23 protein-coding genes and 1 tRNA gene are annotated in these 24,349 nt (G+C 61.0%); 13 read left to right on the top strand and 11 right to left on the bottom strand.

All coding sequences use genetic code 11. The annotated features are described in order from the left end of the window. Window positions 1-53 precede the first annotated feature (53 nt). Both VJV58_RS11730 and VJV58_RS11725 read right to left on the bottom strand, forming a co-directional pair. The gene (locus tag VJV58_RS11730) at window positions 54-299 is read right to left on the bottom strand and encodes a hypothetical protein (RefSeq protein WP_324137506.1); all 246 of its coding nucleotides are present in this window, start codon (window positions 297-299) and stop codon (window positions 54-56) included. Between the two features lie 249 nt (window positions 300-548). After that, a complete protein-coding gene (locus VJV58_RS11725; RefSeq protein ID WP_324137505.1) occupies window positions 549-1,523 on the bottom strand; it encodes an ABC transporter substrate-binding protein in 975 nt (324 codons plus the stop codon). Window positions 1,524-1,949: 426 nt separating this feature from the next. Here VJV58_RS11725 and VJV58_RS11720 point away from each other — a divergent pair. Beyond that, window positions 1,950-2,023, top strand: a tRNA-Gly gene (locus VJV58_RS11720). 44 nt (window positions 2,024-2,067) lie between these two features. On the opposite strand, the gene VJV58_RS11715 is transcribed toward VJV58_RS11720, so the two are convergent. The 4 genes from VJV58_RS11715 to VJV58_RS11700 all read right to left on the bottom strand — a co-directional run bounded on the left by VJV58_RS11715 (window position 2,068) and on the right by VJV58_RS11700 (window position 4,756). Continuing rightward, window positions 2,068-2,382: a cupredoxin family copper-binding protein gene (locus VJV58_RS11715; protein WP_324137504.1), complete on the bottom strand. Its 315-nt coding sequence runs from the start codon at window positions 2,380-2,382 to the stop codon at window positions 2,068-2,070. A 13-nt stretch (window positions 2,383-2,395) separates the two neighbouring features. Then, window positions 2,396-2,917, bottom strand: coding sequence for a DUF4142 domain-containing protein (locus VJV58_RS11710; protein WP_324137503.1), 522 nt, complete (start codon window positions 2,915-2,917; stop codon window positions 2,396-2,398). A 96-nt stretch (window positions 2,918-3,013) separates the two neighbouring features. After that, window positions 3,014-3,706 (bottom strand): RNA polymerase sigma factor, encoded by a 693-nt coding sequence (locus tag VJV58_RS11705; RefSeq protein WP_324137502.1) that lies wholly within the window; start codon window positions 3,704-3,706, stop codon window positions 3,014-3,016. Between the two features lie 129 nt (window positions 3,707-3,835). Next, the gene (locus VJV58_RS11700) at window positions 3,836-4,756 is read right to left on the bottom strand and encodes a LysR family transcriptional regulator (protein WP_324137501.1); all 921 of its coding nucleotides are present in this window, start codon (window positions 4,754-4,756) and stop codon (window positions 3,836-3,838) included. Between the two features lie 115 nt (window positions 4,757-4,871). On the opposite strand from VJV58_RS11700, the gene VJV58_RS11695 reads away from it, so the two are divergent. Next, the gene (locus tag VJV58_RS11695) at window positions 4,872-5,936 is read left to right on the top strand and encodes an aromatic ring-hydroxylating dioxygenase subunit alpha (RefSeq protein ID WP_324137500.1); all 1,065 of its coding nucleotides are present in this window, start codon (window positions 4,872-4,874) and stop codon (window positions 5,934-5,936) included. Window positions 5,937-6,022: 86 nt separating this feature from the next. Here VJV58_RS11695 and VJV58_RS11690 read toward each other — a convergent pair whose 3' ends face one another. Continuing rightward, window positions 6,023-7,681 (bottom strand): FAD-binding dehydrogenase, encoded by a 1,659-nt coding sequence (locus VJV58_RS11690; RefSeq protein ID WP_324137499.1) that lies wholly within the window; start codon window positions 7,679-7,681, stop codon window positions 6,023-6,025. 286 nt (window positions 7,682-7,967) lie between these two features. On the opposite strand from VJV58_RS11690, the gene VJV58_RS11685 reads away from it, so the two are divergent. From VJV58_RS11685 to VJV58_RS11650, 8 genes are all read left to right on the top strand, one after another. Continuing rightward, window positions 7,968-8,504, top strand: coding sequence for a hypothetical protein (locus tag VJV58_RS11685; protein ID WP_324137498.1), 537 nt, complete (start codon window positions 7,968-7,970; stop codon window positions 8,502-8,504). A 73-nt stretch (window positions 8,505-8,577) separates the two neighbouring features. After that, a complete protein-coding gene (locus tag VJV58_RS11680; protein WP_324137497.1) occupies window positions 8,578-8,769 on the top strand; it encodes a hypothetical protein in 192 nt (63 codons plus the stop codon). A 21-nt stretch (window positions 8,770-8,790) separates the two neighbouring features. Then, the gene (locus VJV58_RS11675) at window positions 8,791-9,381 is read left to right on the top strand and encodes an SCO family protein (protein ID WP_324137496.1); all 591 of its coding nucleotides are present in this window, start codon (window positions 8,791-8,793) and stop codon (window positions 9,379-9,381) included. Window positions 9,382-9,451: 70 nt separating this feature from the next. Further along, a complete protein-coding gene (locus tag VJV58_RS11670; RefSeq protein WP_324137495.1) occupies window positions 9,452-10,369 on the top strand; it encodes a transporter substrate-binding domain-containing protein in 918 nt (305 codons plus the stop codon). A gap of 120 nt (window positions 10,370-10,489) precedes the next feature. Further along, complete coding sequence (locus VJV58_RS11665; RefSeq protein WP_324137494.1) at window positions 10,490-12,130, top strand: lysine--tRNA ligase; 1,641 nt, start codon at window positions 10,490-10,492, stop codon at window positions 12,128-12,130. A 167-nt stretch (window positions 12,131-12,297) separates the two neighbouring features. Beyond that, window positions 12,298-13,080 (top strand): class II aldolase/adducin family protein, encoded by a 783-nt coding sequence (locus VJV58_RS11660; RefSeq protein WP_324137493.1) that lies wholly within the window; start codon window positions 12,298-12,300, stop codon window positions 13,078-13,080. A gap of 183 nt (window positions 13,081-13,263) precedes the next feature. Beyond that, window positions 13,264-13,608, top strand: coding sequence for a DUF952 domain-containing protein (locus tag VJV58_RS11655; protein ID WP_324137492.1), 345 nt, complete (start codon window positions 13,264-13,266; stop codon window positions 13,606-13,608). After that, the gene (locus VJV58_RS11650) at window positions 13,605-14,702 is read left to right on the top strand and encodes a quinone-dependent dihydroorotate dehydrogenase (RefSeq protein ID WP_324137491.1); all 1,098 of its coding nucleotides are present in this window, start codon (window positions 13,605-13,607) and stop codon (window positions 14,700-14,702) included. The genes VJV58_RS11655 and VJV58_RS11650 overlap by 4 nt, the downstream gene beginning before the upstream one ends. Here VJV58_RS11650 and VJV58_RS11645 read toward each other — a convergent pair. The 4 genes from VJV58_RS11645 to VJV58_RS11630 form a co-directional block, all read right to left on the bottom strand. After that, the gene (locus VJV58_RS11645; protein ID WP_324137512.1) at window positions 14,674-16,002 is read right to left on the bottom strand and encodes an MATE family efflux transporter; all 1,329 of its coding nucleotides are present in this window, start codon (window positions 16,000-16,002) and stop codon (window positions 14,674-14,676) included. The two genes, VJV58_RS11650 and VJV58_RS11645, sit on opposite strands and share 29 nt — an antisense overlap. Before the next feature lie 78 nt (window positions 16,003-16,080). Next, window positions 16,081-16,383 (bottom strand): DUF6460 domain-containing protein, encoded by a 303-nt coding sequence (locus VJV58_RS11640; RefSeq protein WP_324137490.1) that lies wholly within the window; start codon window positions 16,381-16,383, stop codon window positions 16,081-16,083. 90 nt (window positions 16,384-16,473) lie between these two features. Next, entirely contained in the window at window positions 16,474-18,234 is a 1,761-nt protein-coding gene (locus VJV58_RS11635) for a cisplatin damage response ATP-dependent DNA ligase (protein WP_324137489.1), read from the bottom strand. Further along, entirely contained in the window at window positions 18,231-19,271 is a 1,041-nt protein-coding gene (locus tag VJV58_RS11630) for a ligase-associated DNA damage response exonuclease (RefSeq protein WP_324137511.1), read from the bottom strand. The genes VJV58_RS11635 and VJV58_RS11630 overlap by 4 nt, the downstream gene beginning before the upstream one ends. 69 nt (window positions 19,272-19,340) lie before the next feature. Here VJV58_RS11630 and VJV58_RS11625 point away from each other — a divergent pair, with 69 nt between their 5' ends. The 3 genes from VJV58_RS11625 to VJV58_RS11615 all read left to right on the top strand — a co-directional run bounded on the left by VJV58_RS11625 (window position 19,341) and on the right by VJV58_RS11615 (window position 24,324). Beyond that, window positions 19,341-20,267, top strand: a complete 927-nt coding sequence (locus tag VJV58_RS11625; protein WP_324137488.1) for a class I SAM-dependent DNA methyltransferase — start codon at window positions 19,341-19,343, stop codon at window positions 20,265-20,267. Window positions 20,268-20,385: 118 nt separating this feature from the next. After that, window positions 20,386-21,606, top strand: coding sequence for an ABC transporter substrate-binding protein (locus tag VJV58_RS11620; protein WP_324137487.1), 1,221 nt, complete (start codon window positions 20,386-20,388; stop codon window positions 21,604-21,606). A gap of 90 nt (window positions 21,607-21,696) precedes the next feature. After that, window positions 21,697-24,324 (top strand): ligase-associated DNA damage response DEXH box helicase, encoded by a 2,628-nt coding sequence (locus VJV58_RS11615; protein WP_324137510.1) that lies wholly within the window; start codon window positions 21,697-21,699, stop codon window positions 24,322-24,324. The last annotated feature ends 25 nt before the right edge of the window (window positions 24,325-24,349 follow it).

Raw genomic sequence — 24,349 nt, 5'->3', positions numbered from 1 at the left:
TTGGCGTCGCCGCCGATTGCCTCAACCAGCTCGGGGCCGAGGAAGAATGACAGTCACTCGTCTCCGCAAACGTGATCGTGAGTGCAAGTATATTCGTCACCGGCATGGCCGATCAGGATCGACCCGGGAACGAGTTCAAATGATTGGCCGCGGCTGTTGTAGCCGAAGCTGCCCGTGCGCACGTAGGAGACCGAATGGGATTGATGCCGCTCCACGAACGGCTTTTCCCGAAGGAGCGCGCTGCAGCGGAAGTCTGAAACCGAGATGGAATCACGTTGCAAAAGCGTGGTAGCGGTCATTTTCGAAATTTACCCCTGCGGGCACGGCGGAGCAACCGGGAGCAGCGCATCATATCGAGTTGTTCGTGAGGATGGATGAGAAGAGCGTTGGTTCTGTGAAATCGAGTATTTGCGACCTGACTTGGCCGAGCGCTTTCTTTCAAAGGGGAGGTTTCGGACCGCCTTCGCGCGGGTGCCACGACGATACCCCATGGAGCGATGCCAGCGAAGCTCCGGCCGCAGGCAACCGCTAAGGCAGACTCAAGGGCGTTATTCGATCACGTCGTCCGCTCGTGCAATCAGCGTCGGCGGAATGGTGAGGCCGAGCGCCTTCGCCGTGTTGAGATTAATCACCAGCTCGACCTTCGTCGATCGTTCGATCGGGAGGTCCTCCGGCTTAGCCCCATCGAGGATCTTGCCGACCAAAGCAGCGGCTCGCTTCGCATTTTCCTTCAGGCTTGGCCCGTAGGAGAACAAACCTCCGACGTCTGCGAAGTCTCTAAATGTGTAAATTGCCGCGATACGCTGCTTTGCTGCGAGCGCCACGATGTGATCGCGGCTCGCGAGCAGCGGTATATAGGCATCGACGCAAAGGGCCTCAAGTCCGTCGCCGACCAGCGTCGCGAAGGCTTGGTCCACATCTGTCGCTTCGTGTACCTGGATTTCCCTAAGTTCAACGCCGAGTTGGGCGGCGGCAGTCCGCATTCGCTCAACCGCCAAGACAGAATAGGGATTTGTCGTATCGCAAAAAAACGCTATGCGAGAAATGCTAGGGGAGAGTTCCGTGAGAAGCTGCAGCCGCTTGCCTTCCAGCTCGAGCAGAAGCGATGTGATCCCAGTGACGTTGCCTCCAGGACGGTTGAGGCTCTCGACAATTCCGGCAGCGACGAGATCGCCGGCCGACCCGACCACGATTGGGATCGACGCCGTGGCGCGTTTCGCAGCCAGTGCGGCGGCTGTCCCGAACGTTGTGAAGATCACGTCAACATTCCGTCGTACCAGCTCATCTGCCAGCTCGCGGAGGCGCTGAACGTTGCCCGCTGCCGACCGATACTCAAAAATGACGTTCGTCCCATCTTTGTAACCGAGCGCTGCGAGGGCCTCACGAAAACTGCGAAAGTCAGACGTCTCGCAACTGATCGGGCACACGACCCCGATCTGGTAGACCTTCCCCAATTTTTGGGCGTGCGCGGCGAGCGGGAGCACGGCGCCACCAAGTACCGAGATGAACTCGCGACGTCTCATGGCCGCCCCAGTTCTGGACAGGATATTGTATCGGGGTATCGGGTTCAAAGTAGCACAACTTTTGAAAGGAGGTGTGTTGGTCGGACTCAGGCCGTTAAGCGACCGACCGATGTCGGAGATGGGGTCAAAACCAGAACTCGCGCTCCGACTCGTCTCATTTCCGACTTAGACTTGGAAGCAGTCATGTCAAACGCGCTCGGCACGTCCGCTTCTGGCCGTAACAACGGACTCGTGCATGCCAGGAGTCCGTGCCCTAAGACTGTGCAATAATGTAGGGCCGCATCGGAATCAGAGCGTAGATTTGCAAAATGCGAAATCGTTTGCTCTAATCGCGGTCAGCAAATTACCGCTTCACCCCACGAAGGACGTGCCAAAACCGTGCCACGCGAATCTGAGCACTCTAAACGGTAATAAAATCATTTACTTGCGGGCGTAGTTCAATGGCAGAACGGCAGCTTCCCAAGCTGCATACGAGGGTTCGATTCCCTTCGCCCGCTCCAACGTCTTCTTGCCATCGAAACGACGGTGCCGAGCACAAGGTCCGCTACGGCTCGACGGTGAGGGTCGCCTTCATGTTGGGATGGAAGCGACAATAATACTCGATCGTGCCGGCCTTTTTCAAAACCAGCGTGCCGTTCTTCTTGGGCGGCAACATCACATCCCACTCGCCGTTGCGCGCTGTGGCGGTGTGGGCGAGAACGTCCTTGTTGATCCACTCGATGGTGTCGCCAACCTTCGCGGTTGCTTGCGCCGGTGCGATCACCAGATTCTCCATCGTGATTTGTATGGTTGCGGCATGCGCCGAGACCGACATCGCGAACGTCAGCGCGGCAACGACCGGCAATGTCGATCTCGGCATCACGGGCGACTCCTCACTTCAGGCTTGCCGCCACATGCTCGGCATGCTGCTCGTGGCCTTGAAAGATCTTAAGGCCGGTCTGCAAAAGGCTTTTCAGTTCGGCGTTGCTCGAGTTCGGAATAAGGTTCGTCTCGAGCGCGCTGTCGACGGCCTTGTGATAGCCGACTTCGTTGTCGACGTAGGCTTTGTCGAACGCAGCGCCTTTCAGCTTGGCCAGTTCGGCGCGCTTGTCGGCCGCGTTCTTTGAAAGCGTGCGGCTGGTGTCATTGTCTTCGGGCGTGACCTTCAGCTTTTTTACCAGCGCGAGCGCTTGCTTGTTCACGGCCTCATGGTCGCGCACCATGTCTTGCGCGAACGCCTTTACCTCCTTGTTGTGGGTTTTCTTAAGCGCTTGCTTGGCTGCCGCAATGTCGATCACACCAGCGGTATAGGCGATGTGCGCGATCTGCGGGTCGGTCGGTTTCGCTCCTTGTGCCAGCGCGGCACCGCCGAGCAGGCTCACCGCGGCGATTGCCGCGCTCAATCGAACGAACATGATTTTACACTCCTGTGGCGTCGGCACGAGCCGCCGGCGCATATTGGTTGCACAGGCTTTGGATGGCGCGTGAACGCAAAGGTTCCCGAAAAACTTTTAGGCTGTGAATCCCAGCCGCTTCAGAACCGCAACGGTCAGGCGTTCGCACCGCTTGCCGGCAAACGGGAAGGCTTCCATCACGACAGGGCCGATTTTCTTCTCGACGTTTTCGCGGAGCATGCTGCGCGCCCGGTGCAGCCGGGTTTTCACCGTCTCCGGCTTGAGCCCCAGAATCTCGGCGGTTTCCTCGACATTCATGCCCTCGATCACGCGGGTGATGAACACGATGCGGAAGTTGTCGGGGAGCTCGTCAATCGCGTGTTCGACGACGCGCTGAATTTCACGTTGTGCCATGGTCTTTTCTGGGTCTTCGGATGTCGCCGAGTGGGGAAACTGGATGATCTGCGCCTCGAGCGTGCCCGGTGGCAGCGAGCTTAGTTCGACCCCGGGGCGTTGCCGGCGCAAGCGACCCAGCGCTTCATTCATGGCAATGCGTGACAGCCATGTCGCGAGGCTTGAATCGCCGCGGAATTCTTCAAGATGTGTTAGCGCTCGGACGTAGGTTTCCTGAACCACGTCCTCGGCCTCGCTGTCGTTGCGCAGGATGCCGCGGGCGAGCCGGTAAAGCCTGCGGTTGTTTGCCTGCATGATCGAGCGGATCGCCGATTCATCGCGGCCGATGGCTCGTTTGACCAGTTCGGCGTCGGCGGTCCCGGTGGACGCCAATTGTTGTGAATACGCTCTGCGCATGCTCGCTCCGCTGTTTCCCGGCTAATTTACGGCACAGCATTGGATGCCGCAAAGCCGGCCAGGTTCCCGGAAATCGGAGATATGGTTAGAAGATATGGCTTAAAAGTCGCCCCGATCGGTTCCGCCAGCTCAATCTGCAGCCGAGGAGGGAGCCTGGTCGGCTTGCCCGCCATGGGCGTGCTCTTCCATGGCTTCCAGGAAGCACCGGACCCTGGCAGGAACGAACTGGCGCGCCGGCAGCAATGCATGCACGTTGAGCGGCTCGCAAACGTGATCCGGCAACACGCGTCGCAGTGATCCGGTCTCGACAGCCGCACGGGTATAACTCGCCGTCACGCGCAGGATCCCGTGACCCTCGAGCGCCGCATGCAATCTGATATGGGCATTCGAGCTAGTGAGCCTGGCTTTATCAGCCGGAAGATATTCGGTCGCACCTGCCGGAGTGGTTATCGCCCAGGATGCGTCGGTTGGAGCGGTGAGCAGGGGAAAACGCGAGAGGTCTTCGATACCGCGTGGTTCGCCGAGACGGTCCAGCAATGCAGGCGCGGCGAACAAGCCGCGTTCAAGCGAGAAGACGCGCTTTGTGACGATGCCGGCGGAGGGAAGCGGTGTTTCGATCATCGCGAATACGATGTCATAGTGCTCGACCACGGGGCTGACGATTTCGTGCTCGACGTCGATCCGGATGGCCAGATCAGGATAGCGGCTCATCAGTTCGCAAGCGACCGGTCCTGCATGGTGCGCGCCGAATTCATAAGGCGACTTGATGCGCAGCGTCCCCGCTATCGAGCCGCTCATGGCCATGGCTTCGCTGTGCGTATCATGCAGCGCCGTGAACAGCGGCTTCACCCGCCGATAAATGGTCTCGCCAGCGTCGGTCAGGCGCAGGTGGCGCGTGGTGCGTTCAATAAGCCTGAGGCCAAGACTGCTTTCCAGCCGTTGCACTGCAGCACTGAGGCTGGATTTGGGATGTCCGACCACGCGTGCGGCGGCGCTAAACCCGCCATGCTGAACGACTTCGCAGAACAGCTCCCAATCGCGCCAATCCATCCAGGCAATTGTCCACGCGACCGTACAGTGTGTCCAGATAATTCGGGTTCTCGCGGAAGGCCCAATGAACTAGAAATGACCTAGAGAAAAGCATTCCTTGAACAGGGAGGGTGTGATGACGGACGACGGAATTTTTCTCCGGAATTCCTGGTACGTTGCGGCCTGGAATCACGAATTGATCGACGGCACCAAGCTGGCGCGGACGATACTGGAGCGTCCCGTCGTGATTTACAGAGGCGCGAGCGGAAAGGTTGTGGCGCTCGACGATCGCTGTTGCCATCGCGCGGCTCCGCTCTCGATGGGCCGCATCGAGGGCGACGATATCCGCTGCATGTACCACGGCATGAAATTCGAGCCGGGCGGCAAATGCATTCAGATTCCCGGGCAGGACAAGATTCCGCCGAAGCTCGGCGTGCGAAGCTATCCTGTGGTCGAACGTTACAACCTGATCTGGATATGGATGGGCGACCTCGAAAAAGCTGACCCAAATCTGATTGTCGATTACCCGCCACTTGAGGATCCGAAATGGCGCGGCCTGCCGGGATACATGCACTACAAGGCCAACTGGCTGCTGATCGTCGACAATCTTAGCGACTTCGCCCATCTCGCCTTCGTGCATACCCACACGCTCGGCGGTTCAGAAGAATACGCCTACAAGACAAAACCGGTCGCGATTGAAAAACTGGATGATGGCTTCCGTGTCGAGCGCTGGCACATGAGCGCCGATCCGCCGCCCTACCATTGCAAGGTAATCCCGAACAGGACCGACAAGATCGACCGGCGCAATATCGGCCGGATGATCATTCCGGGAATCTTCCTGCTCGATACGATGTTTGCGCCCGCGGGGCAGGGCGCCGAGCGAGGCGTTCAGGTCCCGGGTACCCGCCAGTACCGCAACGCGCAGTTCATGACCCCTGAGACGCGCAGCACCACGCATTTCTTCTGGAATTATCTGCACGATTTCGACATCAGCAATCCGAACATCTCGCTGTCGCTTCGCAATAGCCTCGAAGAGGCGTTCATGGAGGACAAGGCGATCATCGAGGCGCAGCAGACCGTGTTCGATGCCGACCCGAACTATCAGCTGCTTGCGATCGGGGCCGACGCGGCGCTTACCTATTTCCGCTGGGCATTGGCGCGGCGCATCGAGGCAGAGCGGAACGCGGCGCGCGCAGCTTAACCTGAAACTCAATCCCGGCAGGAAGCGCCTAGCGCTAAGCTCTCTGCCGGGACTGTCGCCGCCCCGGCACGTGCAATGCGCACTGTCTACGTGACTGCCTTTGCGGCCGCGCGTCCCGCATTGCGACCGGAGAACAGGCAGCCGCCCAGAAACGTGCCTTCCAGCGATCGGTAGCCATGCATGCCGCCGCCGCCAAAGCCGGCTGCCTCGCCGACGGCGTACAGGCCCGCGATAATGCTGCCGTCGCTGCCAAATACCCGCGAATCGAGATCGGTTTCGAAGCCGCCCAACGTCTTGCGGGTGAGGATATTGAGTTTCACCGCGATCAGCGGGCCGTGGGCAGGGTCGAGTAGCCGGTGTGGCCTGGCGGTGCGGATCAGCCGGTCTCCAACATAGCGGCGCGCGTTGTGAATGTTCATCACCTGCGCGTCCTTGACATACGGGTTCGCGATCTCGCGGTCGCGCGCCTCGATTTGAGCCTTTATGTCTTCAAACTTCAAAAGGTCGTCACCGCTGAGCTTGTTCATCGCGGCCACGAGGTCGGAGAGATTGTCGCGCACGATGAAGTCCGCGCCATGGTTCTTGAATGCCTCCACGGGACCCGGCGCGCCCTTATTGGTGGCGCGGCGCGCGGTCAACAGCCAGCTCTTGCCGGTCAGATCCGGATTCTGCTCGGAGCCGGATAGCGCAAATTCCTTTTTGATGATGCTTTGGGTGAGCACGAACCACGAATAATCGTACCCGGTATTCATGATGTACTGCAGTTGGCCCAATGTATCCGAGCCTGGAAACAGCGGCGCTGCGAGTCGCTTTCCAGTCGCGTCGAACCACATCGAGGACGGTCCCGGCAGGATTCGGATGCCGTGGTGTGGCCAGATCGGCGACCAGTTTCTGACGCCTTCGACATAATGCCACATCCGGTCGCGGTTGATGAGCCGCGCGCCCGCAGCCTCCGTGATACCGATCATTCGCCCGTCGACATGCTCAGGAACGCCCGAGATCATGTTTTTCGGCGCGCTCCCCAGGCGCTTCGGCCAGTTCTGCCGAACCAGATCGTGATTGCCGCCGATGCCGCCGGAGGCAACGATCACCGCCTGCGCGCGCAACGTAAATTCGCCGGTGACCTTGCGCGAAGTGCTTTTTCCCCGCTCGATACTGTCCGGCTCCAGGATCGAGCCGGTAATGCCCTCGACGACGCCGTTGGTCATGGTGAGCGCATCGACGCGATGGCGGAACTTGAACGTCAGCCGACCGCTCGCCTGCGCCTCGCGGGCGCGCCGCTCGAACGGCTCGACGACCCCGGGGCCGGTTCCCCAGCTCACATGAAATCGCGGCACCGAATTGCCATGCGCCATGGCGTCATAGCCGCCGCGCTCGGCCCAGCCGACGATGGGGAAGATTCGATGTCCCATCGTCCGCAACCATCCGCGCTTTTCGCCCGCCGCGAACGCCACATAAGCTTCGGCCCAGCGCCGCGGCCAGAGATCCTCGTGCCGATCGAAACCGGCTGATCCCATCCAGTCCTGCAACGCGAGCTCGTAACTGTCCTTGATTCCGAGCCGTCGCTGTTCGGGGCTACCGACCAGGAACAAGCCGCCGAATGACCAGAACGCTTGGCCGCCAAGGCTTTGCTCGCCTTCCTGATCGACGACGATGACGCGTTTGCCGGCGTCAGAAATTTCGGTTGCGGCAACGAGTCCCGAAAGACCCGCTCCGACCACGATTACGTCTGCATCCCCAGCCATTGACTGCATCTCCCCCGTTTCCCCCGCGATTGAGCGCCGCGGGTGATCGGTGGTCAACGGCAAATGCCGCTCAAAGCGGCCATAACACGCGCCCGCCATCGGGGTTGTTCCAGTCTTGGCGATCTCGCGAGGAATGTGCAGCCGACCGGCAACACGTCATTTGAATTTGATTTGATCCACTTCTTCCATCTGGACAAAATTCCAATCTCGAAACATCCTGCGGACCGTCTTGCATCACTCAAGATCATCAGATTCGGGTTCGACAGATTTGGACTGGGGCTGGGGCATGAAATCGGTCACGGGGCTGCTCGCGTTGATTCTCCTGTTGGCGGGGGTTGGGGCGAGTCATGCGGTGGTTCGAATTGCTGACGATCGCGGCGGCAGGATCGGCACCTACGTCGACAGATATCAGGGCCTGCGTAGCTCCGGCGAGGCGGTCATCATCGATGGCCTGTGCGCATCGGCCTGCACCATTGTGCTCGGCGCCGTTCCCCACGACAGGATTTGCGTCACCTCACATGCCAATCTCGGCTTCCACGCGGCTTGGGATTTCGGCGCCAATGGCCGGGCGGTAACCAATCCCGAAGCGACGCAGATGCTGTATTCGATGTATCCGTCCGCGGTGCGGCGTTGGATCGCGCAGCGGGGCGGGTTGAGACCGCAGATGATCTTCCTGCGTGGCAGGCAGTTGATGAGCATGTACCGGCCTTGCTATCTCGACGCGCAGGCTTCGACGCCCCGATCCAACCGCCGGGATCGCGATTCGCACCAGCATCGTATGACGATGCCCATCCCGGCCGTGCTTGCCCGCCAGCCCGACTAGCCCTATCTGAGCATGAGAGGCAGGTGAGTGGCGGCAAAGCCACTCGCCGATGCCTGTTCAATCAGATCGTCGCATGGCCAAGCCGATTTCCGCCGACCAGCAGGTTACCTCCCCGTCGCCCGCGCGAAGGGCTTCGGCGATCGCCGCCGCTGGCGGCGCAGCTCTCGGCGCTGCGCTCCTGCTCGCCGCGGTCGTATTGTGGTTCCGCTACGGCACGACCGTCTTCTTCGAGACGATCGTCGCCGGTATCGCGGGCTGCTTCTGATCCGAATACAGGGATTTCATGATGGATCGGACCACCCGCCCGCTGGTCATCGCCGCAGCATTCTCCGGCAGCCTCGTCATTGGCCTGCTATTGATGCTGTGGGCGATGGGCGGATTGCGAAATGTGGCGGCCCCTGCCGCGATCGGCGGTCCGTTTCAGTTGGTCGATCAGAGCGGCCACACCGTAACTGACAAGAGTTTGCAGGGCCATCCGAGCCTGATTTTCTTCGGCTTTACCCATTGCCCCGATGTGTGCCCAACCTCACTGTTCGAAATGTCCGAGGTGCTGCGGGCGATGGGCAAGGATGCCGACCGGGTCAATGCCTTTTTCATCTCGGTCGATCCGGAGCGCGATACCGAGCAGGCGATGAAGGACTACCTGTCGAGCTTCGACCCACACCTGAAAGGTCTGACCGGCAGTCCCGATCAGATCGCCAAGGTGATTTCCGCCTATCGGGTCTATGCCCGAAAGGTTCCGCTCAAGGATGGCGACTACACCATGGATCACACCGCGCTGGTCTATTTGATGGATCGCGACGGCAAGTTCGTCTCGCCGTTCAACCTGAAGCGCACCCCTCAGGAAGCCGCGGCCGATCTTAAACATTACCTGTGACACGCAGACGAAATTCGCCTTATCGGCTGGATCGTCTATAAGGCCGTCGAATTCGAGAAAACCGTCGGCAATGCGATCCCGGACAAATTCACTTTTGCAGCTGATATCGATTCAACGGACCCGTGCCGTCCTGACGATCTTGGGGGTGTCGCTTGCGGTTTTGCTGGCCGTGGCGCCTTCCCGTCATGCACAGGCCCAAGGCACCCCGAAACCGGGCGCGGCACCGCAAGCTGTCCCCGGGTTTTGGGATCCGAGGCGGCGTCCGGACCGGCCGGATCTCTCTCGTCTCACGGTAATCCGGTTTCTTACCGAGACCGACTATCCCCCGTTCAATTTCACCGGACCCGATGGCAATCCCGCCGGATTCAATGTCGATCTCGCCCGGCAGCTTTGCGACGAAATCAAAGTCACTTGCACCATTCAGATGCGGCGCTTCGAAACGCTGCTCGACGCGCTCTCCAGTAATCGCGGCGATGCCATCATCGCCTCGCTCGCGGCGACGCCGCAGTTGCGCGCCCGGGTCGACTTCACCGATCCATATTACCGCGCGCCGGCGCGGTTCGTGTCGCGGCGCGACGCGGTGATGCCGGAAGTTCGTCCCGAATATCTCGAAGGCAAGAAGGTTGGCGCCATCGCCGGCTCTTCGCACGAGGCGTATCTGAAGGCGATGTTCACTGACGCGGAGCTGCATTCCTATCCCAATGATGAGGCGCTTAGGCTGGCACTGCGGCGAGGCGAGGTGGATTTCATTTTCGGGGATGCCATCTCACTCGCGTTCTGGATCAATGGCACGGACTCGGCCGAATGCTGCGCGTTCTCGGGCGGACCGTTCGTTGAGAGTCGCTACTTCGGTGAAGGCATCGGGATCGCCGTTCGCAAAGGCAACGATCTGTTGCGTCAGGCGCTGAACTGGGCGCTGTTTCGAGTGTGGGAAAAGGGACGCTACACCGATCTCTGGCTGCGCTATTTTTCTGTAAGTCCGTTCTGAGGATATTGGAGCTGGCCAGTCCGGGTCTGAGCTTCGGACCTTTTCGGAATCATCGCTATAACGCTGGAATTTTGCATTTTGATGCGGAAGCGGTAGGTTCCGCCTCCCGGAGACCCCTTGATGTCCATTGACGATGTTGCCGCAACTCCAGGCGAGCTGCGCTCGCTCGCCGAGCAGTCGAACGCTTGGCCGTTCGAGCAGGCAAAACAGATCGTGGCGCGGCTGAAGAAAAAGCCAAAGCAAGAGGTGCTGTTCGAGACCGGCTACGGGCCATCGGGCCTGCCGCATATAGGCACTTTCGGCGAAGTCGCGCGCACCACGATGGTGCGCCACGCGTTTCGCGTACTCACAGAGGACAAGATCAAGACCCGCCTGATTGCGTTTTCCGATGACATGGATGGACTGCGCAAGGTACCGGATAATGTGCCGAACAAGGAGATGCTGTCCGAACATCTCGGCCGGCCCCTGACCGCCGTGCCGGATCCATTCGGCACCCATCCGAGCTTCGGCGCGCACAACAACGCGCGACTGCGCGCGTTTCTGGACACCTTTGGTTTTGACTACGAATTCGCGAGCTCGACCGATTACTACAAGTCGGGAAAGTTCGACGCGACGCTGCGGCTGATGCTCGAGCGTATCGAAAAGGTGATGGCGATCATGCTGCCATCCTTGCGCGAGGAGCGGGCGGCGAGCTATTCACCTTTCCTGCCGATCTGTCCGCGCACCGGCGTGGTGCTTTACGTTCCGATCGTGGCGCACGATCCGAAAGCCGGCACGATCTCCTATGATGATCCCGAAACCCGCGAGCGCATCACGCTTCCAGTAACCGGTGGTCATTGCAAGCTGCAGTGGAAGCCTGATTGGGCGATGCGTTGGGCCGCGCTCGGCATCGACTACGAAATGGCGGGTAAGGATCTGATCGATTCCGTAAAGCTGTCGGGGAAGATCTGCGCGGCGCTCGACGGTACGCCGCCCGAGGGCTTCAACTACGAGCTTTTTCTCGACGAAAAGGGCCAGAAGATTTCCAAGTCAAAGGGGAACGGCCTCACCATCGATGAATGGCTGCGCTATGCACCACCGGAATCGCTGTCGTTGTTCATGTACCGCGAGCCGAAGTCGGCGAAGCGGCTGTACTTCGACGTGATTCCCCGCAACGTCGATGATTATCAGCAATTCCTTGACGGCTTTCCCCGCCAGGATGCACGCCAACAGCTTGCAAACCCGGTCTGGCACATCCATGCGGGCCATCCGCCAAAGGCCGACATGCCCGTCACCTTCCAGCTCCTGCTTACGTTGGTGTCGTCGTCGAATGCGGAAAATGCCGCAACGCTGTGGGGGTTCATCGGGCGTTATCGACCCGGCGTGACGCCGCAAACGCATCCCAAGCTGGATGCGATGGTCGGTTACGCCATCAACTACTATCGCGATTTCGTGGCGCCCACGAAGAAATTCCGCGAGCCGACCGACACTGAACGCGCCGCGCTTCAGGATTTGCGCGATGCGCTGTCGCAATTGCCGGCGCAATCTTCGGCCGAGGACATCCAGAACGTGGTGTACGAGATCGGCCGGCGCGAGCCGTTTCTCGATCCGGTCAAGAAGGGCAAGGATGGTCGTCCGGGCGTTTCGCTCGACTGGTTCAACATGCTCTACCAGGTGTTGCTCGGCCAGGAGAAAGGACCGCGTTTCGGTTCGTTCGTCGCGGTCTATGGCCTGGCGAACGCCGTCGCCATGATCGATGGGGCGTTGGCGAGGTCGGCGTAAGCTCGCTCGGCTGGCTCTGCAGCGCTCGGCCGGCGGGGGGCCTGGTGCGGCGACGAACCAGCATGGCAGGCCCGCCGCAATTTCAGCCGGACTACCTCCAATTTCGGGTTACACTACGGGCAGAACGATCCATGCCTCCACCGAGGGGGCAACACAGGAGGACGCTCATGCAATTCAGGGTTTCGCCAAACACGCTTGGAGACAGCAGCGCACAGGAATGGCAGGCGCGCGTCGACCTGGCGGCGGCCCACCGGCTCGCCTTCATGCAGGGTTTCAGCGAGGGCATCTTCAACCACCTGACGCTGGTGGTGCCGGGCCGCAGCGATCGCTACTACCAGATCCCGTTCGGGATGCACTGGTCCGAGGTAACGGCTTCGTCCTTCATGGAAGTCGGGATCGATGACGGCAAGGTGAAGCGCGGCGAAGGTGAAGTCGAGCGCTCCTGCTACTGCATCCACGCCCCGATCCATAAGGCGCTGCCGCAAGCCAAAGCCGTTTTTCACACCCACATGCCTTACGCCAGCGCGCTTACCCGTCTCGAGGACCCGCGCATCAAGGAGATCGGCCAAACCGAAGTCGGAATGTCAGGTGAGATCGCGTATGACGATGAATACACCGGACCGGCGCTCGATCCGGCCGAAGGCGCTCGACTCGCTGGCGTGATCGGTGACAAGTCGGTGTTATTCATGGCCAACCATGGCATCAGCACCGTCGGCGAGAGCGTCGCTGAAGCCTATGACCGGCTTTATTACATCGAGCGCGCCGCGCAGGTTCAGATCTATGCAATGTGGACCGGGCAACCGCTCAAGAAGCTGCCCGATGCGGTCGTCGAAAAGACCAAGCGCGATATCGGTGGCACCCATCTGTACAACGGGCCGACGCCCGCCCAGCGGCATTTCGATGCGTTGAAGCGCATGCTGGACCGGAAGGAGCCGGACTACGCCTCTTAGGTTGAGCGCTCTTGGCTGCTTGCCAGCCTGGAATTGCTGACGAGCCCTGGTAATCCGCGTTCGCGATAGGCCGCGACAGGCGCAGGCGACGCTTGAACTGCTGAGGTCGCGCCGATACGGTCGGCCGAATCCGGCAACTCCGGAACTCCCAAGACTCGATCGGAAGACAGGGCTCCGGACCACGTGCGCAGAATCTACAAAATCTGCCCCGCTTCGGCATGGCGCGAGGCCGAGCAGAAAGGCATTTATCGCGGCAGCGCCGATGATGAGCGCGATGGCTTCATCCATCTGTCCACCTTGTCGCAGGTCGCGGAGACGGCAAACAGGCATTTCTTCGGCCAAACCGGGTTGCTTCTGATCGAGGTTGATGTGGACGCCTTGGGCGAGGCGCTGCGCTGGGAGCGCTCGCGCCACGGCGAGCTGTTTCCGCATTTGTACGGCGAGCTCGGTCTCGGCGCGGTCACCTCCGTGCTTGAACTGCGTGCGCGCTCCGACGGACGTCACGACGTGCCGGAGCTCAAGGCATGATCCGCGCATTCGATGCTTTTTCGCTGCCGCTGCTGCGATGGTTCGATCCGGAAGACGCGCATCGTCTGGCGATCCAAGGGCTGAAATTGCTGCCGGCGGTGCGGGTTCGGCCGGACGACGCGAAATTGGCGGTGCGGGCGTTCGGCCTGAACTTTCCCAATCCGATCGGCATGGCCGCAGGCTTCGACAAGAGCGCGGAAGCACCGGATGCCCTGTTGCGGCTCGGGTTCGGGTTTGTCGAAGTCGGGACGGTGACGCCGAAGCCGCAAACGGGAAATCCACGACCGCGTCTGTTCCGGCTGGAGCGTGACGAAGCGATTATCAATCGCATGGGTTTCAACAATGACGGGGCGGAGGCCGTGCTGCGGCGGCTGGCTGCGCGCGCGCATCTCGGGGGCATCGTCGGCGTCAATGTCGGCGCCAACAAGGATGCCGCCGACCGCGTCGACGACTATGTCAAACTGATCGAGAAATTCGCGCCAGTCGCCAGCTATTTTTCCGTCAACGTCTCGTCGCCAAATACCCCCGGGCTCCGCAACCTGCAGCAAGCCGCCGCGCTCGACGATCTCCTGGCCAAGGTGATCGATGCACGCGAACGGGCGCGGCGCAACGCCGGCGACTCTCCAGTGCTGCTCAAGATCGCGCCTGATCTTAGCCTGACTGAACTCGACGATGTCGTGCATATCGGTCGCTCACGCCGCATCGATGGCATGATCGTCGGCAATACAACATTGGCTCGGCCGTCTACGCTCCGCGAGCAGGCCCGCGCCAGGGAGCAGGGCGGATTATCGGGCAGGCCGCTATTCCGGCTTTCGACGCGCATGGTGGCCGAAACCTATGTCCGCGCGGAGGGTGCGTTTCCCCTGATAGGGGTTGGCGGGATTGACTCCGGCGGAGCCGCGCTAACCAAGATCCGCGCCGGCGCTAGCCTGATCCAGATTTATTCGTCGCTGGTCTATAAGGGCCTCGGCCTAGTCGATGACATCAAGAACGACCTCGCCTCGACGCTGCTTCGAACCGGCCGCGATTCAGTATCCGAGATCGTCGGCGCGGACGCGGCGACGATCACGGCGGAGGATTGGCCGGTATCGTAATTGCTTCACGGACCGTCTTGCCTGGAGGCCACGAGACCTTTTGAGCCGCAAATGATTTTTTGAGCAGCGCCGGATAGCGTAGCGCCTGCAATCCGCCGCGCGCGGCGTAGTGGACGAGCAGGGCGCCCCAGAGCCCGGCATTGCCGAAAGCGCGAAGCGCCAGCCACGCGCCTAGAAACATCAGCAACGCAACCATCATCAGGTTGCGCATCTCGCGCGCCCAAGTCGCACCGATGAAGATCCCGTCATAGGCAAAGGCAAACACCGCAAGCGTGGGGGATATCGCCACAAACCAGACGTAATTTCGCGCGGCTCTTCGAACATCTTCGCTCGCCGTCATGATATCGATCAGCGCTGGCCCGAACAGCGCGAATACCGCGGTTACCGCAAGTGCAGAGCCCATCCCCCACAGGATCACCAGCCGGACCGCGTCCGAAAAGGCTGCCCGGTCGCGTGCGCCATAGGCTCGGCCACAGATTTGCTCTGCCGCGTTGGCCAGCCCGTCGAGGAAGAAGGCGCTGATCAGGAGGAAGTTATTCAACACGGCGTTTGCCGCCAGCGTCACATCGCCGGCTCGGGCGCCTTGCGTGGTAAAGAACAACCAGACCGCGATCAATGCCGCGGTGCGGATCATGATGTCGCGGTTGACCGTGAACATCCGCATCAGCTTTGCGCGCTCGAACAGGTGGTGACCGGGCGTGCCGAGTTTCCCCGCAGTCAGCCGATAGGCTATCAGAATGCCGAGTACGAGACCGATGGCCTCCGCGATGACGGCGGCGATCGCCGCGCCCGCGATGCCGGCATCGAACACCAGCACCAGCAACACCGTCGCCGCCGCGCTAATGAGATTGATCGCGATCTGCGTCGCCAGCGCCATCCGCGCGTGGGCCTGTCCGATCAGCCAACCGAGCATGACATAGTTGGCAAGCACCAGCGGAGCGGACCAGATGCGAATGCTGAAATAGGTCCGGGCGGCGCGCGTCACGCCTTCGCTGCCACCTATCGCTCCAAGCAACAGCGTGGCGAGCGGAATCTGAATTGCGACCAGCCCGCCTCCGATCAGCGCGGCCACTATCCAGCCGCGAACCAGGATCGCGCGGATTTCCTCGGTCTCGTCGGCCCCAACCGATTGCGCGGTAAAAGCGACGGTGCTCATGCGCAGGAACGAGAACAGCCAGAAGATGCAGTCGAATAGCACCGAAGCAAGCGCGACACCCCCGAGCAGCGTGGCATTCCCGAGCCGCCCGATCGCGATGGTCGAAACGATGCCGATGAGCGGCGTCGTCAGGTTCGCGACCATCGCCGGACCGGCGATGGCGAAAACCTGCGCGGTCGTTACCCTGGATGAAGAAACTAGCAACTTAAGCTGCCCGGTGCCTTAACGCCCACGGGGGGTCGCGAACATACGCGACAACAGCCAGACCGGGATGACGATCACCGCACCAAGCAGGAAGTAGCGCCAGAGCCAGTTGATGGCGTCGAAGCCGAGATCCCATAGTCGCTGGAACAGCAGTCGGATGCTGCTGAGGATATTCCAGGGATCGAAACCGATCGCGGCGAGCACCACGCCAACCAAAATCGAGAGCAGAACAAGCCGAAAGGCCACCGACAGTGGCGAGCCGCCGAGAAAGCGGTAGAGGCCGTCGTTGGCGGCCGGCAATTCCCGGGTGTCATTGGGCATGAATGGTCTCCGCGCAGATTGAACCGCACTCTAATACAGTGAGCGTCAGATGGGGAACAGGGATGTGGGGATCAATCCCGCACGCCTCATTTACCCCGATGCTTTTTCTTGCCGCGGATCTGCATCCATTTCGGTTGAAAGCGTCGGCGTATGATTGGCGTCGGCTTTCAACAGGCGTTCCAGCGTTTCCAGCCGATCGGCTTCGCGCGGCGGCTTGTCCCACCGCAGCCGGCTTACGCGCGGAAATCGCATTGCGATGCCGGACTTGTGTCGGGTCGAGCGGGCCAGACCCTCGAACGCGACTTCCAGAACGAGACCGTGATCCGGCTCGTGCACGACGTGCCGGACCGGTCCGAATTTCTCGACGGTGTTACGGCGGACAAAACGATCGATCTGCAGCAGTTCTTCGTCGGTAAAGCCAAAATAGGCCTTTCCGACAGGCACCAGCTCGTCGCCGGTCTCGCCTGAGGTCCAGACCCCGAACGTGTAGTCCGAATAATAAGACGAGCGCTTGCCGTGACCTCGCTGCGCATACATCAGCACCGCATCGATGATGTGCGGATCGCGCTTCCACTTCCACCACTGGCCTTTCGGCCGGCCCGGGAGATAGAGAGCATCGCGGCGCTTGAGCATCACGCCTTCGACCGCTTCGGCGTCCTCGCCGGCGCCGGCAGCGGCGGGATCTCGTCTCGCAGCGGTCAACGCATCCCAGCTATCGAATGCGATGGTTGGAGATAAATCTATCCTGGGATCGTCGAGCTTTGTCACGAAGCTCTCCAGGCGCGCGCGGCGTTCAGCAAACGGCAACGTACGCAGGTCAGTGTCGCCGTCGCTGAGCAGGTCATAGGCGCGCAGATGGATCGGATAATCCTTCACCAATTTCGGCGAGACCACCTTGCGATTGAGGCGTTGCTGCAGAACGTTGAAGCTTTGCACCCGGCCCTCCCGCATCACCAGCAGTTCGCCGTCGATCGCTCCCGCCAGGTGCAGAGAGGGCAGCAAATCCGGAAAGCTTTTGGTGATGTCCTCGCCGCTGCGCGAGTAGAGCCTCGCGAGCTGATGACCGCGCATGTCGCGGCCGCTCACAGCCTGCACGCGGATGCCGTCCCATTTCCATTCAGCGATGTAATCGGCCGGATCGAGATTGACGAAATCTGTGTCCTCGATCGCGTGCGCCAGCATCACCGGGCGGAACGGGGCCGGATCGAGATTGACAGGTTTATCGGCTCGGCCCTCAAGCCATGCGAACAGGTCGAGATAGGGCGGGGTGAGCCCCGGCCACATCAGTTCGATCTCGTGCGGATCCTTGCCGCCCAGATCGGCGACGGCGGTCTTGGCGAGCCGTGCCGAGATGCCGATCCGCATGGCCCCGGTGACGAGTTTCAGCAACGCCCAGCGCCCGGTCTCATCCAGCTCGTCCAGCCAGCGCGACAGTTGTTTCGGCAGTTCGGTCTTCCCGAGCATGCGAAGCGTGGTGACGACCTCCGTCAACGTAGGTGGCGGGTTGTTGTGGCCAATCGCGTGCTCTCCTTCCTTGCCAACTTTATACGGGAGCTGAGCAGAGTGAAGGTCGAGCGGTGTTTTCGGCCACATCAGCGCGACCGTCTCGGAGAGATCCCCGACGTAATCGTAGGACAGCGCGAACAACACCGGATCGGTGCGTACCGCGATCAGATCGCGGATTAGGCCAGGCTTGGCGTGCTTGAAGGACAATGCGCCGGTGAGGGCCGCGAGCGCGTAGCCCCGATCTGGATCCTCGACATCGCGGAAATATGCCGTCAACAAGCGCAGCTTGTTGTTGCGGCCAGGTTCATAGGCAAGCCTGTCCAGCAGTTCGGCGAAGCGATTCATGCCTGCGCGTCCTCGGCCGGCGGCAGTGGGTCGCCTTCGTCTTCTTCGCCGTATCCGACCAGATCAAGTGGACGGGCTGCGAGCCCACTGGCTCGACACCAATGAACCAGCGCGTCTTCCTGGCCGTGGGTGACCCAGACTTCGCTGGCGCCAGTCGCCTCGATCGTTGCGGTCAGTCCGTCCCAATCGGCGTGATCCGAAACCACCAGCGGCAATTCGACGCCGCGCTGGCGAGCGCGGGCGCGCACGCGCATCCATCCCGACGCGAACGCCGTGACCGGATCCGGAAATCGCCGCGTCCAGATGTCCGAAGTGGCAGACGGCGGCGCTAAAGTAATGGTGCCGGCCAGGTCGGCTTTCTTCATGCCTTTGACCGGACGCAATTCGCCAAGCGCGATGCCTCGGCTTTCATAGTAACACGTGATCTTCTCCATTGCACCGTGCAGATAAATAGGCGCGTCGTAGCCAGCGGCACGCAACAGCGCGATCACCCGCTGCGCCTTGCCGAGCGAGTAGGCGCCGACCAGATGGGCCCGCTCGGGGAACAAGGCCACCGAGGCCAGCAGTTTTTTGATCTCGTCAGCCGCATTGCCGTGGCGGAACACCGGCAGGCCGAAAGTGGCCTCGGTGATAAACACGTCGCACGGCACCAACTCGAATGGCGCGCAAGTTGGGTCGGGCGCGTTCTTGTAATCGCCCGAGGCCACGATGCAGGTGTCTTTACATGAGACCGCGACCTGCGCCGAACCGAGGACATGGCCGGCGGGGTGAAATTTGATGTTGATCTCGTTCAGCCGAATTTCCTCGCCATAGGAGACCGCCTGTGTCGTGCCAGCGAAATTGTCCCCATAGCGCAGCCGCATGATGTCGAGCGTCTCCTGGGTCGCCAGGACCGCGCCATGGCCCGACCGGGCGTGGTCGGAATGGCCATGGGTGATCACGGCTCGCTCGACCGGCCGTACCGGATCAATATGAAAGCCGCCGGGCTTGCAGCACAGCCCGGCGGCAACCGGCATCAGGATATCTTGCGGACGCATCTGGATTATATAGTCCGCCACGAGGCGCGTTCGAGTCTGGTCCATCCAGCCCCGCAATCGGTTCCTTGCATGCCCGCCCGACTATTCCTGTCCTCCGGCAATCTGGTTGCCGACCGCCGGTTCGAGTTCGCGCGCGATCTGCAATTGAAAGGCGATCTTGTCGCGGCCGCTGATCTGTTGGTGCAGGCGACCGAGCTTGCCCCTGCATTTGCCTCCGCCTGGTTTACCCTCGGCGAAATCCGCCATCGGCTCGGGGATCTGGATGCGGCGATCGAGGCATTTCGGAAGGCGCGGGAGGCCGATGCCGACGATCGGCACGGCGCCGGCCTGCACCTGATCCTGCTTGGAGCGGACCCACTTTCGGCGATGCCGCAGGCCTATGTGCGGGCGTTGTTCGACCAATATGCGCCGAAATTCGAAGCGGCTCTGGTCGACGATCTCGGCTATCGCGGCCCTGCGCTGTTGTTCAAGGCGGTGCTGAAGGTGCGGAATGCGGTGCGCAAGCCCGCGTTTTTCGCGCGTGCCCTCGACCTCGGCTGCGGCACGGGGCTAGCGGCGGCCGCGTTCGCAAAGGAGGTCGATCATTTTATCGGCATCGATGTGTCGCCGCGCATGATCGAAAAGGCGCGTTCAACGGGTCTTTATGAGCAACTTGAAGTGGCCGACATGCTGGAAGGTTTGCGCCTCAAGCCCAACGCCAGCGCCGACCTCGTTATCGCCGCCGACGCCATGGTGTATGTCGCCGATCTCCTCCCCGTCCTTTATGAGGTGGGGCGGGTGCTTGTCCCGGGCGGGCTGCTGGCGTTCACACTGGAAACCTACGGAGGTGAGGAAGTCATTCTCGGCGAAGGCCTGCGTTATGCCCATGGCGCGGCTTACGTTCGGCGTTCAATCGAAGCTGCTGGTTTGAAACTGTCGCTGCTTGAGGATTCGTCAGCCCGCAACGAGGACAACGCGCCGGTGCCGGGGCTGGTCATTGTCGCCGCAAAGCCCTGAAACATCGTCGCCCCGAAGCATGCCTGAAAAGCGGATCGGCATTGCATCCCGAAGGCGCAATTTCGGTATTGCCGAGCGCGCGTGAATATAGGTCAATGCCGGCACCAGGGAGAAACAGATGAACAACCATCAGTCGAGGCGCGACTTCTGCGCCACCGCTATTGCCACGATTTTCGCGTCCGCTACTGCCGTGAAGGCGGCCGAGAAGAAATACGATCCCGGAGCGAGCGATACCGAGATCAAGCTGGGTCAAACCGTGCCGCATAGCGGACCGGGTTCGCTCTATGGCGTGCTCGGTCGGGTTGGCGAGGCCTATTTCCAGATGCTGAACGAAAAGGGCGGCATCAACGGGCGGAAGATCAAGTTCCTCACCTTGGATGATGCCTACAGCGCGCCGAAATGCGTTGAGGCGACGCGAAGGCTGGTAGAGCAGGAAGAGGTTCTGGCCCTGTTCGGTTCGCTCGGCACCGCGCCCCAGACCGCCGTGCACAAATACCTCAACTCGAAAGGCGTGCCGCAGCTTCTCCTCAACACCGGCGCGTCGAAATGGAATGATCCGAAGAATTACAAATGGACTATGGCGGGGCTACCGCTCTATCCGACCGAGGCGCGAATTCTCGCCAAACATGTCGTAAGCGTAAAACCGAACGCGAAGGTCGGAATTCTCTACCAGAACGACGACTTCGGCCGAGATTTTTTAGGCCCGTTCAAGCAGGTGTTGGCGGACGCTGGCGGCACCGCCAAGGTGATCATGGAGCAGACCTACGATCTCACCGATCCGACGATTGACTCCCAATTGATCAATCTCTCCAAGTCGGGCGCGGACGTCTTCTATAATATCTCGACCGGCAAGGCGTCGTCGCAGTCGATCCGCAAGGTTGCCGAACTGGGCTGGAAGCCGCTGCAACTATTGTCGGCAGGATCGACCGGGCGTTCCATCCTCAACGCCGGCGGCTTCGAGAATGCGACCGGCATCGTCGCTATTCGCTATTCCAAAGAGGCAGGGGTTGGACGTTGGCAAAACGATCGCGACGTGATGGCGTTCGAGGAATTGCGCAAGAAGTATCTACCGAACGTCGATCCCGACAACACCATCGCCTATGCAGGCTATGGTCAGGCGGTCACGATGGGCGAAATCCTGCGGCGTTGCGGCGACGACCTGACACGCGCGAACGTCTTGAAACAGGCTACGACGCTGGCCGGATTTCACTCGCCGTTTTTCCTTGACGACATCACTTACAGTTACACGCCCGACGACTACTCGCCGATGAAGACGCTCCACATCTCCATCTTTAACGGCAAGGACTGGGATATTTCCGAGAAGCCGGTCACGGAATAGCGGGCCTCGGCGGTGGCGGACCGGTTTGGTCCGCTGTCTGCTCTCGACGGAACCGCCACAACGGCTTACCTGTTCGGCGTGCCGTCTCGCATGATTTCTGCTTCTCAGATTGAAACGCCCGAACTGCTGCCGGAGCGTTTCCGGCGATGGTTTGCCGCGCGCGGATGGTCGCCGCGCGAGCACCAGCTTGCGCTGCTCACAAAAGCCCGTGCCGATCGTTCGGCGTTGTTGATTGCCCCTACCGGCGCCGGCAAGACATTGGCTGGCTTCCTGCCGACGCTGGTCGAACTCTCCATTCCGCTGCGCACTTCTTCCGTTCGTCGGCGCGCGGAGGCAGGGGAGACGATAAATCTCGCCTCCGAAAATCTCGCCTCCGAGCCGTCCCGCCCGAAAATCATCTTGAGCGGGCGTAGCGTCCAGCGTAGCGGCGGCCTGCACACCCTCTACATCTCGCCGCTGAAAGCGCTCGCGGTCGATATCGCGCGAAATCTCGAAACGCCTGTTTCCGAAATGGCCCTGCCGATCAAGGTGGAGACACGCACCGGTGATACGCCGGTGTCGCGACGGCAGCGCCAGCGTCGTTACCCGCCGGACATCCTGCTGACAACGCCCGAGCAACTGGCGCTGCTGTTGTCCTCCGACGACGCGCCCTTCCTGTTCTCCTCGTTGCGGCGCATCGTGCTCGACGAGTTGCATGCGCTCGTGACGTCCAAGCGCGGCGATCTGCTCTCGCTCGGTTTGGCCCGGTTATGGGAGCTGGCCCCGCGCATGCGTTCGATCGGCCTGTCGGCCACAGTCGCGGAGCCGGAATCGCTGGCGCGCTTTCTGGTGCCACAGCGGGGAGGTGACAGCGAAGCCGCCGATATCGTCTTGGCTGGTGGCGCCGCGGCCCCGATCGTGGAGATGCTTGATACGCGCGAACGGTTGCCGTGGGCCGGCCATACCGCGCGCCACGCGCTCGGTGAAATTTACGATCTGATCAAGGCCAACAAGACTACGCTGGTTTTCGTCAACACCCGCAGCCAGGCCGAAATGCTGTTCCAGGATCTGTGGCGCATGAACGACGATGGTTTGGCGATTGCGCTCCATCACGGTTCGCTCGATGTCGCGCAGCGCCGAAAAGTCGAAGACGCGATGGCCGGGGGTAAGCTTCGCGGCGTTGTCTGTACCTCCTCGCTCGATCTGGGCGTCGACTGGGGCGACGTCGACCTCGTCATCAACATCGGCGCGCCAAAGGGCGCTTCCCGCCTGATGCAACGAATCGGCCGCGCCAATCACCGAATCGATGAAGCATCCCGCGCGGTGCTGGTGCCGGCCAATCGCTTCGAAGTGCTTGAGTGCCGAGTGGCGATCGATGCAGTCAATGAAAACGCCCAGGATACTCCTCCACTCCGCACCGGCGCGCTCGATGTGCTGGCGCAGCACGTGCTTGGCCGCGCTTGCGGTGAGCCGTTTCTCCCAGATCAGCTCTATGAGGAAGTCCTGACCGCCGCGCCCTATTCAGGTCTTTCACGTTCCGATTTCGACGACGTAATCGATTTCGTCGCTACCGGAGGATATGCGCTCAAAAGCTACGAGCGTTTCGCGCGGATCAAGCAGGACAAAATCGGACGCTGGCGCGTCGCCAACCCGCGGGTCCGGCAGAGCTATCGCCTGAATGTCGGCACCATCGTTGAAGACACCATGCTGAAGGTGCGCCTGGTGCGTTCGCGCAGCACTGGCTCCGGAGCGACCGGCGCGTTGGCGCGCGGCGGCCGGATGCTCGGCGAGATCGAAGAGGCCTTCATCGAGGGACTGGTGATCGGAGACACATTCGTGTTCGGCGGCGAAGTGGTTCGCTACGAGGCGCTTGTCGAGGACCAGGTTTACGTTTCGCGTGCCAATGACAAGGATGCCAAGGTGCCGTCCTACATGGGCGGCAAATTTCCGCTATCGACCTATCTGGCCGAACGGGTCCGCCAATTGCTGGACGACAGGCGTGCCTGGAGTGCCTTGCCGGAGCAGGTACGCGACTGGCTTCTGCTGCAGCGGGATTTCTCGCGGGTTCCTGGCGCGCGTGAACTGCTGGTGGAAACCTTTCCCCGCGCCAACAAACATTATCTCGTTTGTTATCCGTTCGAGGGCAGGTTGGCGCATCAGACGCTTGGGATGTTGCTGACCAGACGGCTGGAACGGGGCCGCGCCCGGCCGCTCGGCTTTGTGGCTAACGAGTATGCGCTCGCGATCTGGGGTTTGGGCGACCTGAGTTTCATGGTTCGCCAAGGCAAGCTCAATCTCGATCTTCTGTTCGATCCCGACATGCTGGGTGACGATCTTGAAGCGTGGCTTGCCGAATCGGCGCTGATGAAACGCACATTTCGCACCTGCGCGATTATTTCCGGATTGATCGCGCGGCGATTCACGGGTGAAGAGAAAACCCGCCGCCAAGTGCTGTTCTCAACCGATCTGGTCTACGACGTATTACGCAAGCATCAGCCGGACCATGTGTTGCTGCGCGCCGCGCGCGCCGATGCTGCTACGGGCCTGCTCGATATTCGCCGGCTCAGTGATATGCTGCTGCGGATCAAGGGACGAATCATCCACAGGGAACTTGATCGGGTTTCGCCATTGGCAGTACCCGTGATGCTGGAAATCGGCCGCGAGTCGGTTTATGGCGAAGCTTCCGACGAGTTGCTGGCCGAAGCCGCCCAGGAACTGGTGAAAGAGGCGACTGGATAGGCTGTGACGGCGCGCGCGCGATCCC

Source organism: Bradyrhizobium sp. (assembly GCF_035273305.1).
Lineage (GTDB): Bacteria > Pseudomonadota > Alphaproteobacteria > Rhizobiales > Xanthobacteraceae > Bradyrhizobium.
This window is presented reverse-complemented; position numbering and strand designations above follow the sequence as displayed.

Excerpts from the sequence above, each read along its gene's own strand:
- VJV58_RS11615 (WP_324137510.1), top strand. The coding sequence starts at position 21,697 with ATGATTTCTGCTTCTCAGATTGAAACGCCCGAACTGCTGCCGGAGCGT.
- VJV58_RS11670 (WP_324137495.1), top strand. The coding sequence starts at position 9,452 with ATGCGATCCCGGACAAATTCACTTTTGCAGCTGATATCGATTCAACGG.
- VJV58_RS11665 (WP_324137494.1), top strand. The coding sequence starts at position 10,490 with ATGTCCATTGACGATGTTGCCGCAACTCCAGGCGAGCTGCGCTCGCTC.
- VJV58_RS11660 (WP_324137493.1), top strand. The coding sequence starts at position 12,298 with ATGCAATTCAGGGTTTCGCCAAACACGCTTGGAGACAGCAGCGCACAG.
- VJV58_RS11730 (WP_324137506.1), bottom strand. The coding sequence starts at position 299 with ATGACCGCTACCACGCTTTTGCAACGTGATTCCATCTCGGTTTCAGAC.
- VJV58_RS11725 (WP_324137505.1), bottom strand. The coding sequence starts at position 1,523 with ATGAGACGTCGCGAGTTCATCTCGGTACTTGGTGGCGCCGTGCTCCCG.
- VJV58_RS11680 (WP_324137497.1), top strand. The coding sequence starts at position 8,578 with ATGGCCAAGCCGATTTCCGCCGACCAGCAGGTTACCTCCCCGTCGCCC.
- VJV58_RS11705 (WP_324137502.1), bottom strand. The coding sequence starts at position 3,706 with ATGCGCAGAGCGTATTCACAACAATTGGCGTCCACCGGGACCGCCGAC.
- VJV58_RS11675 (WP_324137496.1), top strand. The coding sequence starts at position 8,791 with ATGGATCGGACCACCCGCCCGCTGGTCATCGCCGCAGCATTCTCCGGC.
- VJV58_RS11630 (WP_324137511.1), bottom strand. The coding sequence starts at position 19,271 with ATGCGTCCGCAAGATATCCTGATGCCGGTTGCCGCCGGGCTGTGCTGC.
- VJV58_RS11690 (WP_324137499.1), bottom strand. The coding sequence starts at position 7,681 with ATGGCTGGGGATGCAGACGTAATCGTGGTCGGAGCGGGTCTTTCGGGA.
- VJV58_RS11715 (WP_324137504.1), bottom strand. The coding sequence starts at position 2,382 with ATGCCGAGATCGACATTGCCGGTCGTTGCCGCGCTGACGTTCGCGATG.
- VJV58_RS11710 (WP_324137503.1), bottom strand. The coding sequence starts at position 2,917 with ATGTTCGTTCGATTGAGCGCGGCAATCGCCGCGGTGAGCCTGCTCGGC.
- VJV58_RS11685 (WP_324137498.1), top strand. The coding sequence starts at position 7,968 with ATGAAATCGGTCACGGGGCTGCTCGCGTTGATTCTCCTGTTGGCGGGG.
- VJV58_RS11620 (WP_324137487.1), top strand. The coding sequence starts at position 20,386 with ATGAACAACCATCAGTCGAGGCGCGACTTCTGCGCCACCGCTATTGCC.
- VJV58_RS11635 (WP_324137489.1), bottom strand. The coding sequence starts at position 18,234 with ATGAATCGCTTCGCCGAACTGCTGGACAGGCTTGCCTATGAACCTGGC.
- VJV58_RS11640 (WP_324137490.1), bottom strand. The coding sequence starts at position 16,383 with ATGCCCAATGACACCCGGGAATTGCCGGCCGCCAACGACGGCCTCTAC.
- VJV58_RS11625 (WP_324137488.1), top strand. The coding sequence starts at position 19,341 with ATGCCCGCCCGACTATTCCTGTCCTCCGGCAATCTGGTTGCCGACCGC.
- VJV58_RS11700 (WP_324137501.1), bottom strand. The coding sequence starts at position 4,756 with ATGGATTGGCGCGATTGGGAGCTGTTCTGCGAAGTCGTTCAGCATGGC.
- VJV58_RS11650 (WP_324137491.1), top strand. The coding sequence starts at position 13,605 with ATGATCCGCGCATTCGATGCTTTTTCGCTGCCGCTGCTGCGATGGTTC.
- VJV58_RS11645 (WP_324137512.1), bottom strand. The coding sequence starts at position 16,002 with ATGGTCGCGAACCTGACGACGCCGCTCATCGGCATCGTTTCGACCATC.
- VJV58_RS11695 (WP_324137500.1), top strand. The coding sequence starts at position 4,872 with ATGACGGACGACGGAATTTTTCTCCGGAATTCCTGGTACGTTGCGGCC.